Source organism: Serratia odorifera (assembly GCF_041448735.1).
GTDB lineage: Bacteria > Pseudomonadota > Gammaproteobacteria > Enterobacterales > Enterobacteriaceae > Serratia_F > Serratia_F odorifera.
The window spans coordinates 771,740-785,038 of sequence record NZ_JBGMUT010000001.1 but is presented as its reverse complement, the minus strand read 5'-3'; the positions used below and the strand labels follow the sequence as shown (position 1 = coordinate 785,038).

Annotated in this window: 12 protein-coding genes and 1 other annotated feature; of the genes, 1 reads left to right on the top strand and 11 read right to left on the bottom strand. The window is 54.1% G+C overall.

The window, feature by feature from the left end; translation table 11 throughout:
* The 8 genes from pheT to ACCC84_RS03655 form a co-directional block, all read right to left on the bottom strand.
* A complete protein-coding gene (gene pheT / locus ACCC84_RS03690; RefSeq protein WP_004963665.1) occupies positions 1-2,388 on the bottom strand; it encodes a phenylalanine--tRNA ligase subunit beta in 2,388 nt (795 codons plus the stop codon).
* Positions 2,389-2,402: 14 nt separating this feature from the next.
* On the bottom strand, positions 2,403-3,386 hold the full coding sequence (pheS, locus tag ACCC84_RS03685; protein WP_004963667.1) for a phenylalanine--tRNA ligase subunit alpha: 984 nt from the start codon (positions 3,384-3,386) through the stop codon (positions 2,403-2,405).
* A 202-nt stretch (positions 3,387-3,588) separates the two neighbouring features.
* Positions 3,589-3,712 (bottom strand) — a sequence feature (Phe leader region).
* Positions 3,663-3,707, bottom strand: a complete 45-nt coding sequence (gene pheM / locus ACCC84_RS03680) for a pheST operon leader peptide PheM (protein WP_121626058.1) — start codon at positions 3,705-3,707, stop codon at positions 3,663-3,665. (Overlaps the previous feature by 45 nt.)
* Positions 3,713-3,823: 111 nt before the next feature.
* Complete coding sequence (gene rplT / locus ACCC84_RS03675; RefSeq protein WP_004963673.1) at positions 3,824-4,180, bottom strand: 50S ribosomal protein L20; 357 nt, start codon at positions 4,178-4,180, stop codon at positions 3,824-3,826.
* Between the two features lie 43 nt (positions 4,181-4,223).
* Positions 4,224-4,421 carry a 50S ribosomal protein L35 gene (gene rpmI / locus ACCC84_RS03670; protein WP_004931418.1) on the bottom strand — a complete coding sequence of 66 codons (198 nt, stop codon included), beginning with the start codon at positions 4,419-4,421 and terminating at the stop codon, positions 4,224-4,226.
* A 98-nt stretch (positions 4,422-4,519) separates the two neighbouring features.
* Positions 4,520-5,071 (bottom strand): translation initiation factor IF-3, encoded by a 552-nt coding sequence (gene infC, locus ACCC84_RS03665; RefSeq protein ID WP_071586675.1) that lies wholly within the window; start codon positions 5,069-5,071, stop codon positions 4,520-4,522.
* Between the two features lie 3 nt (positions 5,072-5,074).
* The gene (gene thrS, locus ACCC84_RS03660) at positions 5,075-7,003 is read right to left on the bottom strand and encodes a threonine--tRNA ligase (RefSeq protein ID WP_039992165.1); all 1,929 of its coding nucleotides are present in this window, start codon (positions 7,001-7,003) and stop codon (positions 5,075-5,077) included.
* A gap of 569 nt (positions 7,004-7,572) precedes the next feature.
* Entirely contained in the window at positions 7,573-7,908 is a 336-nt protein-coding gene (locus tag ACCC84_RS03655) for a hypothetical protein (RefSeq protein ID WP_004963682.1), read from the bottom strand.
* Between the two features lie 251 nt (positions 7,909-8,159).
* Here ACCC84_RS03655 and ACCC84_RS03650 point away from each other — a divergent pair, with 251 nt between their 5' ends.
* Entirely contained in the window at positions 8,160-8,849 is a 690-nt protein-coding gene (locus ACCC84_RS03650; RefSeq protein WP_004963684.1) for a MarC family NAAT transporter, read from the top strand.
* 71 nt (positions 8,850-8,920) lie between these two features.
* On the opposite strand, the gene ACCC84_RS03645 is transcribed toward ACCC84_RS03650, so the two are convergent.
* The 3 genes from ACCC84_RS03645 to ACCC84_RS03635 form a co-directional block, all read right to left on the bottom strand.
* Complete coding sequence (locus ACCC84_RS03645) at positions 8,921-10,054, bottom strand: ABC transporter substrate-binding protein (protein ID WP_039992166.1); 1,134 nt, start codon at positions 10,052-10,054, stop codon at positions 8,921-8,923.
* Positions 10,055-10,201: 147 nt separating this feature from the next.
* Positions 10,202-11,485 carry an SLC5/6 family protein gene (locus tag ACCC84_RS03640; RefSeq protein ID WP_039992168.1) on the bottom strand — a complete coding sequence of 428 codons (1,284 nt, stop codon included), beginning with the start codon at positions 11,483-11,485 and terminating at the stop codon, positions 10,202-10,204.
* A gap of 463 nt (positions 11,486-11,948) precedes the next feature.
* Positions 11,949-13,289 (bottom strand): c-type cytochrome, encoded by a 1,341-nt coding sequence (locus tag ACCC84_RS03635; protein WP_371901560.1) that lies wholly within the window; start codon positions 13,287-13,289, stop codon positions 11,949-11,951.
* Between the last annotated feature and the right edge of the window lie 10 nt (positions 13,290-13,299).

Here is a 13,299-nt window from a genome sequence, read left to right as displayed (position 1 = left end):
TCAATCCCTCAAGGATGCTTGGAATCGCTGTTTTAGAGCCTCTACACATTTTGCAACGGTAGCTGCTATCTCCTCTTCTTCCAGTGTACGAGCGGTATCCTGCAATACCAGACTGATAGCCAGGCTCTTATCACCCTCTGCCACGCCCTTGCCACGGTACACATCAAACAAGTTTACGCCAACTACCTGATTTGCGCCAACTTTCTTACACTCTGCCAAAATATCTTCTGCCGGAACGTTTTCAGCCACCACCACAGCGATATCTCGACGGTTTGCCGGGAAGCGAGAAATCTCCCTCGCCTGAGGCACGACGCGGGTTGCGACCTTGTTCCACTCCAGTTCAAACACCACGGTACGGCCGTTAAGATCCAGTTTACGTTCAAGTTCCGGATGAACCACACCGATGAAACCGATACGCTCACCGTGCAAATAAATTGCCGCACTCTGCCCCGGGTGCAATGCCGGATTGGCCTCCGACTTGAACTGAATGTCGGACAATTTGCCCGTCAGCTCGAGTACAGATTCCAGATCTCCTTTTAAATCATAGAAGTCTACCGGCTTTCTTGCCAGATCCCAGTGTTCGTCATGGGTATGGCCGGCGATCACCCCTGCCAGCATGACGTCCTGACGGATAGCCAGATTTGCCGTACTATCAGGCACAAAGCGCAGGCCGCTTTCAAACAGTCGCAGGCGGGTCTGCTGGCGGTTCTGGTTATACACCACCGCAGATAACAGGCCAGTCCACAGCGACAGACGCATCGCGGACATCTCAACCGAAATCGGGCTTGGCAAGATCAGCGCGTCTTCATTCGGGTGCAGCAGCGCCTGAACTTTAGGATCGACAAAGCTATAGGTGATCGCTTCCTGATAGCCGTGATCGACCAGCAGAGTTTTCACGCGTTTCAGCGTTAAATCCGCTTCGCGGTGTTTGGTCATCTCCAGATCGGCACGCACCGGCACGTCAGGAATATTGTTGTAGCCGTATATACGCGCCACCTCTTCCACCAGATCTTCTTCGATTTCCATATCGAAACGCCAGCTTGGCGCCACTGCCTGCCAGTTTTCGCCTTGCTCGCTAACTTCACAGCCCAGACGGCGCAAGATGTCGCTCACCTGTTCGCTTGGCACAGGGTGACCGATCAGGCGATCCAGTTTTTCACGACGCAGCGTAATAGTCGCGCGCTTCGGCAAGCTGCTTTCATTGGTCACGTCAATCACCGGGCCAACCTGACCGCCGCAAATGGCAACCAGCAAGCGGGTAGCGCGTTCCATTGCCTGGTATTGCAAGGCCGGATCAACGCCGCGCTCATAGCGGTGTGAGGCATCGGTATGCAGACCATGGCGACGCGCACGACCGGCAATCGACAACGGGCTGAAGAATGCGCATTCCAGCAGGACGTCCTGCGTAGCGTCATTGACTCCAGAGTGTTCGCCGCCGAAGATGCCGCCCATCGCCAACGCCTGTTGATGATCGGCGATCACCAAGGTATCGGCGTTCAGTTTGGCCTGGCTGCCGTCCAGCAGCGTCAGGGTTTCGCCTTCGTGGGCCATACGTACCACAATGCCGCCGGCAATGCGGCTCAGATCGAAGGCGTGCATTGGCTGACCCAGCTCAAGCAGCACGTAGTTGGTGACATCAACCACCGCATCGATTGAACGAATACCGCAACGGCGCAGTTTTTCACGCATCCACAGCGGCGTTGGCGCCTTGACGTTGATACCTTTGATCACGCGGCCCAGATAACGCGGACAAGCCTCTGGCGCCTCAATGCGAATCGGCAGCGTATCGCTAATGGTCGCGGCAACCGGGCTCATGTCCGGCAGGGTCAATGCCTGCTGGTTCAATACGCCGACGTCGCGCGCAACGCCGATGATGCCCAGGCAGTCGGCACGGTTTGGCGTGACGCTGATTTCAATGGTGTTGTCGTCAAGCTGCAGATATTCACGAATATCGCTGCCGATTGGCGCGTCTTCCGGCAGTTCAATTATGCCATCGTGATCGTCGGAAATACCCAGCTCGGAAAATGAGCACAGCATGCCTTCCGACGGTTCGCCGCGCAGTTTCGCGGCCTTGATTTTGAAATCACCCGGCAATACGGCACCGACGGTGGCCACCGCCACTTTCAGGCCACTACGACAGTTTGGCGCGCCGCAGACAATGTCCAGCAGACGATCGCCGCCGACGTTAACCTTGGTAACGCGCAGTTTGTCGGCATTGGGGTGCTGACCGCACTCAACCACCTGCCCGACAACCACCCCGTTAAAGGCACCGGAGACGGGTTCTACGCCGTCCACTTCCAGGCCGGCCATGGTGATTTGATCGGATAATGCTTCGCTGCTGACGGCCGGGTTTACCCACTCGCGCAACCAGAGTTCACTGAATTTCATGTGATATTCCCGCCTTACTTAAACTGTTTGAGGAAACGCAGATCGTTTTCGAAGAATGCGCGCAGATCGGTGACACCGTAACGCAGCATCGTCAGGCGCTCCATGCCCATACCGAAGGCGAAGCCGGAATAGACTTCCGGATCGATACCCACGTTGCGCAATACGTTCGGGTGCACCATGCCGCAGCCCAGAACTTCCAGCCACTTGCCGTTTTTGCCCATCACGTCCACTTCGGCGGACGGTTCAGTAAACGGGAAGTAAGATGGGCGGAAACGAACCTGCAGATCTTCCTCAAAGAAGTTGTTCAGGAAATCGTGCAGCGTACCTTTCAGATTGGTAAAACTGATGTTCTTATCAACGATCAGCCCTTCCATCTGGTGGAACATCGGTGTGTGGGTCTGGTCGTAATCGTTACGATACACGCGGCCCGGTGCAATGATGCGGATTGGCGGCTGTTGGTTCTTCATGGTGCGGATCTGCACGCCGGAAGTCTGGGTGCGCAGCAGGCGCGTGGCATCAAACCAGAAAGTATCGTGATCGGCGCGCGCCGGGTGATGCCCAGGGATATTCAGTGCGTCAAAGTTGTGATAATCGTCTTCAATTTCCGGACCGGTGGCAACCGAAAAGCCCAGTTCGCCAAAGAAGGTTTCAATACGGTCGATGGTGCGCGTTACCGGGTGCAGACCGCCGTTTTCCAAACGACGTCCCGGCAGGGAGACATCGATGGTTTCTTCCGCCAGACGGGCGTTCAGCGCAGCAGACTCCAGCGTGTTCCTGCGTGCATTCAGCGCATCCTGAACCTGCTGTTTTGCCTGGTTGATCACTGCCCCGGCCGCCGGACGTTCTTCTGCCGGCAAGTCACGCAGCGATTGCATCTGCAAGGTAAAATGGCCTTTCTTGCCTAAATATTCGACGCGTACCAAATCCAACGCGGCAACATCCTGGGCATCTTCTACGGCTGCTTTGGCATTGGCAACCAGCTCTGCGAGATGTGGCATTGCTTTCCTCTTCCTTTGGCCGATATGGCCCTAAGTAATTGTTATCTATTATTCGAACACGCCTTTCGCAAATCTTCAAAGAATTTCACGTCGTAGCCAGGCAGCCAACTGAGCATCCCCAGACGCTTACTCACGTCAGTGACTGGGGTAAACGGGTGCAGCCAACAACGCTACGGCTTGAAAGGCGAAGAAGACAGACAAAAACAAAAAAGCCTCCACAGGGGAGGCTTAGGCGCTACTTTTCGTTTCTTTTCTTACGCGCAAAGCCTCCTGAAATCAGGCGCTAAAGTAAAAAAAGAAACGGAAAATAGCAGCGTGCATGCTTGCGTTACCTTATGCATTGGTTGAACACCAGTGATATAGCGTCAGCCAATAAAAGTCAATATTTGTTGGATTACAAAGATTAAAAGAGGGAGCAAGCTCCCTCTTCTACTGACTTACGCCAGTGCTGCTTTCGCTTTTTCAACCAGTGCGCCAAAGGCCACTTTGTCGAATACGGCGATGTCAGCCAGGATCTTACGGTCGATTTCAATAGAGGCTTTTTTCAGGCCATTAATGAATTTGCTGTAAGACAGACCGTTCTGACGGGCAGCTGCGTTGATACGTGCAATCCACAGCTGACGGAACTGACGCTTACGTTGACGACGGTCACGGTAAGCGTACTGACCTGCTTTGATTACTGCCTGGAAGGCAACACGATAAACGCGCGAACGGGCACCGTAGTAGCCTTTCGCTTGTTTCAAAATTTTCTTGTGACGTGCGCGTGCAATTACACCACGTTTTACGCGAGCCATATGCTCTCTCCTAAAGTCTTATTCTTGATTCAAAAAAAGTGGCTTATGCGTACGGCAGGCACGCAGTAACCAGGACCAGATCGTTCTTAGACACCATGCCTTTTGGACGCAGGTGACGTTTACGCTTGGTTGCTTTTTTGGTCAGAATATGACGCAGGTTAGCATGTTTACGCTTAAAGCCACCGCTGCCGGTTTTTTTGAAGCGCTTGGCTGCACCACGTACAGTTTTAATCTTAGGCATTTTAATTAAATCCACTTCGCATTGTTAAACAACGAATCAGTGAGGCGAATAAAACCCGCACAACGCAAGCGCCGCGCGGGATTCATTACTTGGAAGCCTTACTGTTTCTTCTTGGGTGCGAGCACCATGATCATCTGACGACCTTCGATCTTCGTAGGGAAGGATTCGACAACGGCCAGATCAGAATCTTCACACAGGTCTTTACGGACGCGGTTAAGCACTTCCATACCGATCTGTTGGTGCGCCATTTCACGCCCACGGAAACGCAGGGTGATTTTGGCTTTATCGCCATCTTCCAGAAAGCGAATCAGGTTGCGTAGTTTGACCTGATAGTCGCCATCATCGGTACCAGGTCGGAATTTGATTTCCTTGACCTGAATAACTTTTTGCTTCTTCTTCTGTTCTTTTGTCGACTTGCTCTTCTCGTAGAGGAATTTGCCGTAATCCATGATTCGGCAAACTGGCGGTTCGGCATTTGGGCTGATTTCTACTAAATCAACGCCCGCTTCCTCAGCTTTTTCAAGAGCTTCATTCAGACTGACAATACCAATCTGCTCGCCATCGACGCCGGTTAGGCGAACTTCTTGCGCGCGAATTTCTCTGTTAATGCGATTAGGACGCGCCGGTTGAACTCGTTTTCCGCCTTTAATACTTTATTCCTCCAGTTGATGAAGACTACGGCTGCGGATCTCTTTTTGCAGCTTGTCTACGACTTCATTTACGTCCAGGCTCCCCAGGTCTTTGCCACGGCGGGTACGAACGGCAACTTTGCCTGCTTCGACCTCTTTGTCACCGCACACCAACATGTAAGGAACTCGACGTAAAGTATGTTCGCGAATTTTAAAGCCAATCTTCTCATTTCTCAAGTCTGCTTTCACCCGAATACCTGCATCTTGCAGTTTTTTGGTTAATTGCTGGACATAATCAGACTGGCTATCGGTGATATTCATCACCACCACCTGTACCGGGGCAATCCAGGTCGGGTAGAACCCGGCGTATTCTTCGGTCAGAATACCGATGAAACGCTCCATGGAGCCCAGAATGGCACGGTGAATCATTACCGGCACTACGCGTTCGTTGTTTTCGCCGACGTACGACGCGCCTAAACGGCCCGGTAAGAAGAAATCGAGCTGCACGGTACCACATTGCCAGGCACGATCCAAACAATCATGCAGGGTAAATTCAATTTTTGGTCCGTAGAAGGCCCCCTCACCCGGCTGATATTCAAACGGAATGCCGTTTTCGGTCAGTGCGGCGGCCAAGTCTTCCTCGGCTCGGGTCCACATGTCATCGGTACCGATGCGCTTCTCCGGACGGGTGGACAACTTCACCGCGATCTTTTCGAAACCAAAAGTACCGTAGACATCATAGACCATACGGATGCATTCGTTGACTTCGGCGCGCACCTGATCTTCGGTACAGAAGATATGGGCGTCATCCTGGGTAAATCCACGTACGCGCATCAGACCATGCAGCGAGCCAGACGGTTCGTTGCGGTGGCAACTGCCGAACTCACCCATGCGCAGCGGCAGATCGCGGTAAGACTTCAGGCCCTGATTGAAGATCTGTACGTGTCCCGGGCAGTTCATCGGCTTGATGCAATATTCACGGTTTTCTGATGACGTAGTGAACATCGCGTCTTTATAGTTTTCCCAGTGCCCGGTTTTTTCCCACAGCACGCGGTCCATCATGAACGGACCCTTCACTTCCTGATACTGGTACTCTTTGAGCTTCATACGCACAAAGGCTTCCAGCTCGCGGAAGATAGTCCAGCCGTCGTTGTGCCAGAACACCATGCCCGGCGCTTCTTCCTGCATATGGTACAGATCGAGCTGCTTGCCGATTTTGCGGTGGTCGCGCTTGGCAGCTTCTTCCAGACGTTGCAGATAAGCGTTCAGCTGCTTTTTATCCGCCCAGGCGGTACCGTAGATGCGTTGCAGCATTTTATTTTTGCTGTCGCCGCGCCAGTAGGCGCCCGAAATCTTCTGCAATTTGAAATGATGGCAGAAACGCATGTTCGGCACGTGCGGGCCGCGGCACATGTCGATGTATTCTTCATGGTGATACAGGCCAGGACGATCGTCATGGCTGATGTTCTCATCCAGAATGGCCACTTTGTAGCTTTCGCCACGGGCGGCAAAGGCGTCACGGGCCTCTTGCCAGCTGACCTTCTGTTTGATGACATCGTAATCTTTGTCGGCCAATTCGTGCATCCGCTTTTCCAGCAGATCCAGGTCTTCCTGCGTCAGGGTATGGTCAAGGTCAACGTCATAATAGAAACCGTTGTCGATTACCGGGCCGATGGCCATTTTGGTGTTCGGCCACAGCTGTTTGATGGCATGACCCAGCAGGTGCGCACAGGAGTGGCGCAGAATTTCCAGGCCTTCGGCATCTTTGGCGGTAATGATCGCCAATTGCGCATCGGATTCAATCAGATCGCTGGCGTCGACCAGTTCACCGTTTACCCGACCGGCGATACAGGCTTTAGCCAGACCGGGTCCGATATCACGGGCAACATCCATAGGGGAAACGGCATGGTCGAAGTGACGCTGACTTCCGTCAGGAAGAGTAATAACAGGCATTAATAATTCCTTATCTACAGTGGTGACCCACACGACAGATCACATGAAGAAATACAATATCGTTTAACTACATGAGGTTATCGACGCTATCCGGCTTTACCCTGCCGAATATATACACGCATAAGTACACAATTTAAAATGCACTATGTTGTTACGCCATAACGGAACGGCGATTGTAGCACCCAAAGAAGCGGTGCATCCAGCCACCTTTTTTGATATTCCATGCTAAATACCACGCAGCTGCGCGCTCAGCAGCTGCCGGAGATACGCCGCTGCCTGAGTGCGGCATACAATCACCGCGGCCAGTTCAGCAGGCATACAAGGGAGGCGAACGGGAAAGTAACATTGGCGGCGGAACAATAGCGTAAACGACGGCGCTGGCAATGGATATCTCGAACGCCGCTGTCGACGAAGCTGACGACGGCGTAATGCATAAGGTTCGGTGCCAGGTGCGGCAAATAGGTCAACCGCCAGACATGAGTCGCCGAGCACTGCCGGCGCAGGCAAACGCCAGAGACCAAGCTCGTCCCCCGCGCTTGCCGCCGGCCAGGATAGCGGGCTGCCGATGGCTACTTTTTGTTGCCAGGCTGGTTTTTTTGCTCCGTCAGGCAACGCTGGCATTCGGCTGCCGAATCGTCGCAATTCCTGGTCGGCACGCTGGTCAGGCATTGTTTATGCTCGGTGCACAGCTCTGCACAAGCCCCTTCCGTGCCCCTGGCTCCCAGGGATCCCGGCCCCTTGATACCGCGCTCGGTGATGCCGCTGCCCTGCTCGTCATTCTCTGCGGCGGGCGCGGCCGAGCGACCATTTTCGCTGGCGGGCGCTTGCGACGGTGTGTCTTCAGCGCTGGAAAAGCCGGCAAATGTGGCGAACAGAATTGCGCCCAATAAAATGAGTTGTTTCATGCATGCCTCCACCTGTGATTAATCCCGCTCGGTTAGCAAGAAAGGAATAATTATAGTTGTTGGCCTGACGCTTGACGAACTCAGGGGCCGCAAGCCTGTCGTTTGCCACGCTGCCGTTCCTCCGGTTGGCAGCCCGTGACGCCGTCAATTGTCCGTATTCACCATCGAATAAATAACAGTTTGCCGCAACGAGTACACAGGCTACCCTGAATACAGGGTAACGTTTCAGCATGTTCAGGAGATGGGGTTCGATGTACAGCATTTTGCAATTATTCCAGGCCGTTGGGCTCGGGCTGGTATTACTGTTGCCTCTGGCTAACCCACTGACGACCGTTGCACTGTTGTTGGGACTTTCCGGCAATATGACGCGTGAAGAGCGCAACAACCAGTCGCGCATGGCATCCATTTACGTGTTCTTTATCATGACGGTGTCGTTTTACGCCGGTCAGTTGGTGATGAGTACCTTCGGCATTTCGATTCCCGGCTTACGTATTGCCGGCGGGCTGATCGTCGCCTTTATCGGTTTTCGCATGCTGTTTCCCCAGCAAACACCTGATGAAGCACCGGAGGTCGAACTTAAAACCACCGAACTGCGGCGTAAATCCTCGGCCAATATCGCCTTCGTGCCGCTGGCAATGCCCAGCACCGCCGGGCCGGGCACCATCGCGATGATCATCAGCTCCGCTTCCAGCATCAAGGAAAATACCCTCGGCTTTGCGCACTGGGTATTGCTGACGGCACCCGTGGCGACGTTTTTAGCGGTATCGTTGATCCTTTGGGCCTGCCTGCGCAGCTCTGGCGCGATCATGAAACTGGTCGGTCAAAGCGGCATCGAGGCCATTTCACGTCTGATGGGGTTCCTGCTGGTGTGTATGGGTGTGCAATTTATTATCAACGGCATTCTGGAACTGATCGCCAACTATACGCCGGGCGCTTACTGACTGGCCGCGCACAACCCTAGCTGCTGGCGATGATACGGTGGGAAAAGGCCTTCCCACCGTCGATACCGTCATTACTTGCCGGCTGGCGCCTGTGCGCCCAGGATCCCCTGGCCTTCAGGCACTTCGGTAAAGCGTTTGAGGATCTCGCTGTAGGTGTTCGCCGGATCAAGATCCTGGAACTGGCTGGGGTAGATAAACTTCGCCAGGTATTCCAGCCCGACGATGTTGTATGGATGGTTATAGAAGTTGTGATAAATGCCGTAGAAACGTTGATCTTTGATCGCCTTGACCTGCGCAAACCCCGGCCGCTGCTTCATGCGAGCAAATGCGGCATCCACCTGCTCTTTAGTGACACCGTAACCAAAAGGCACCGCGGCGTTGGTTTTGCTAGCCCACTGCGAGCCGGAAACGATGTACACATCCGGTTTCATACTGATGACTTTTTCCAATGAAACATCGCCGGTAGCGCCCGGCAGCAGTTCAGAGCCGATATTGCGCGCGCCCACCGCTTCCACCATACCGCCCCAACCAACGTGGGCATGGGTAAAGCAGCAGGATTCCAGCCCATTCAGACCGGCCTTGGCTTCCACGAACACCAGCGGCTTGGGCTCAACGGATGTGGTTTTATCGATGATGTGCTGATAATGCTGTTGGTAATAGTCGGTGTATTGCTTGGCTTCTTTTTCACGATCCAGCGCTTCACCGAGCAAGGTGACGCTCTTCGGCGTGTTTTCTACCGGCTTTAGCATGGTATCGATAAACAGTACCGGTACCCCCAGGCTTTTCAACTGCGCCAACACACCGGTCTGCTCCAGTGACGGCTTGGAACGCAACTGTGCAATCATCAAATCGGGCTGCTTGGCAATGACGCTTTCCAAATTGACTTCGCCCTTGTCGCTAAACCCCATGTCGATGACATTGTTGGCTTCCGGCCATTTGCTTTTCAGAATGTCCCAGGTCGCCCCATCGCTCTTCTTCAGCAGATTATTCCACGCCACCAGCCGGCTAAACGGATCGGCACGATCCAACAACGCCAGCGTCAGAATATCGCGCCCATCCTGTACCACCACGCGTTTCGGCTCTTGTTTAAGCGTGATGCTCTGCCCTGCGGTATCGGTCAGCGTCAGCGGATAGCTGGTCGCCAGCGCCTGGGTGGAAAAAATGCCAGCACAGGCCAGCAGCAGCGAGGTCATTCGACGTTGCACATGAAACTCCTTAGCGAAAATATCAACCAGGGAATAGTAATGAGAATTGCTTGCATTATCAAAGTTGAACGGTTTTTTGCGACGGTTTAATTGAAAACAGCTGTAACCGGAGGGAACGGCGCACCCGCATCGGGTGCGCCGGCAAAACTATATCAGACCATAAATCAGGGCCGACAGCGCAATCAGCCCCATCAGTAGCACAAAGACGTTGCTGAGCGCACGATACTGGCGCATGGCGGGCACCGTACGCACCGCATACATCGGCAGGATGAATAAGATTGCCGCAATCAGCGGGCCGCTGATGGTTTCAATAATATGCAACGCACTCGGGTTCCATACCGTCGCCGCCCAGGTCAGCAGAAACAGCACCACCGCGGAAATACGCTGCGTGGTGCGTGCCGCCAACGGCTTACCGATGGCGCGCGTCAGGCCGTCAATCAGGCTGGTCGCCCCTTCCGTTACCCCCAGTGAGGTGCCAAGAAACGATTTGGCCATCGCCAGCATCGCCATTACCGGCCCGAGATAGGCGATAAACGGGTTGGAGAACTTATTCGCCAGCGTGGTCAGCACCGTGATGTTCTGCTCCTTCGCCTGTTGCATATCGTCATAAGACAAACTGAGCACACAGCTAAAAACAAAAAACAGCACGGTAATGCAGATCAGTACATAGCTGTAGCGCATGATACGCGCGCAACGACGTTCTGCCTTATCGCCATACAGGCTCTTCTGCGTTGAGGCAAAAGACGAAATGATTGGCGCATGACTGAAGGAAAACACCATCACCGGCACCGCCAGCCACAGTGAATGCCATAACGCTGGACTATCGACGCGAGTGCTCGCCAAGCCACTGACAAAATGGGCAGTATTCCAATGCGGCAACAGATAAAGCGAAATGCCCATCAAGAAAACCAACAATGGGAATACCAGAATGCCCATCGCCGCAACGATACCGTCCTTGCCACGCAATAGCACCAGGTTCAGCACTGCCACCACCGCCAGGCTCAGCCACAGGCGTGGCGGTGGCGTAACGTGAAACTGGTGGATCAGGAAGTTGTCCAGCGCGTTAGTGATCGAAATGCTGTACACCAATACGATCGGGAAGAACGCCAGCAGGTACAGCACCATGATGATTTTGCCGGCCAGCACGCCAAAATGCTCGACCACCACATCGTGAATATTGCCATCGCGGCTGGAGCCCGAAAGAACAAAACGGCTCAGAGCCCGATGCGGCAAATAGGTCAACGGAAACGCAAACAGCGCCATCAGCAGCAGCACCAGTGGGCCATTCAGCCCGGCGTTAATCGGTAAAAACAGCGTGCCGGCACCCACCGCCGTAGCATACAGGCCAAACATCCAAACGGAGTCGGTTTTATTCCATTTGGCCGATGGCGTCGCCGCCAGCGTGCCTGAATCTGGAGAAATAGTACTCATGAGACAACTTACCCTAATCTGTAACGACAGCGATTGCGCTCAACGGAACATCCCTCTCCGCGAAAACTAAATAGAAAAAACAATGCATTAACGCAGAATTTCATTCTTGTGACTGATAAAAAGACGGCAAAGGATAATTAAAAATGCAGGTTAGGTCTATATTTATGCGGCTGACCGGCTACTTTATCAGCAACATCAACCAAAGAATGGCCATTTATTCAGCAGAAAATGTGGCGATGGTAGGCGAAGAGGCGCAAGGATGTGAGAAGGAATTGACGATAAAGCCGCCCCAGAACAGGGAGCACAGGTTAGCATTCATAGAGACGGTAGTTTTGAAGGTTTAGGGGGTGTTTTGGCGAATATAAACCTAAACGTTCTGACTGCCGTTTTCTATTGGTTCACGCTAATACGCGATGAACCAAAAAAAGGCCTCTTGCGAGGCCTTTATCATCAGCAAGCAAGCTTACTTCGCCGCGTCCGGGTGATCCGGCACCTGGGCGCTGCCCATCGCCTTTTCATCACGGATCATCGAGCGATCCTTACGTACATCGGCAACATCGGCGGCGCTGATGGCCTTGGCGTCGTTGCCCCAGCTGGAGCGGATAAAGTTCACTACATCCGCCACCTGCCGATCGTCAAGACGCCAGCCGAACGGCGGCATGGTGATGTTGGACACCGCCCCCTTCACCGCTGGCGTGGTGTTGCCGGTCAATACGATGTGGATAAGCGAAGTTGCATCGTCGGTTTGTACGACCGGATTGCCCTTCAAGGCCGGGAAGGCGCGTTTGTAGCCCACGCCGTCGGTACGGTGGCATGCCGCACAGTTATCAACGTACAGCGCCGCGCCAGGCTTGCTGTCGTCGCCGCGCCACAGATCTTTCGCCACACTGTCCGCCACCGGTGCCGCTGTCTGCTGCTTGCCGTCTTTTGGCGGTAGCGTTTTCAGGTAGCGGGCAATCGCCGTCAGATCCTCGTCGGTCAGATATTGCAGGCTGTGCTCGACCACATCGCTCATGCCGCCAAACACGATGGCCTTGTCGTTGCGACCGGTTTTCAGGAACTCGGTGAGCTCCGCTTCGCTCCAACTGCCCAGCCCATCCTTATGCTCGCCGCGCAGGCTGGAAGCAACCCAACCGTCGATTGGCGCATTGCTACCGGACAGGTAGTCATCGCCCTCGTTATTGCTCAGCGCCTTCTCTTGCATGGTGATGCTGCGTGGCGTGTGGCAGGCACCGCAGTGCCCCAACCCTTCAACCAGATAACGCCCACGCTCGATCAGCGGATCGGCGTTGGCTTCGGCGACAAAGTCCGCCGGCGTCGGGGCGAACACGCCGCGCCAGATGCTCAGCGGCCAGCGCATCGACAACGGCCACGGAATGTCGGATTCACGATTAGCCTCTTCCACTGCCGGTACGCCATGCATAAAGTAGGCATACATGGCGCGCATGTCATCTTCCTTGATCAAGGCAAACGACGGATAAGGCATCGCCGGGTACAGGGTGCTGCCATTTTTGGCGACGCCTTTACGTACCGCGTTATCGAAATCCTCGAAGCTATAGTCACCGATGCCGGTTTTCTTGTCTGGCGTAATATTGGTGGAATATATGGTGCCGATCGGCGTTTCCATCGCCAAACCGCCAGCGAACGCTTTGCCGCTTTTGCCATTGGTGTGACAAGCCACGCAGTCGCCGGCACGCGCCAGATACTCACCGCGCTTGATAAGCTCGCTGCTCACCGTCGCATCCTGCGCGAAGGCCGACACACTCAGCGCACTGAAAACCAGTGCAGAAACAATTGTTTTCATCACTCGCCGT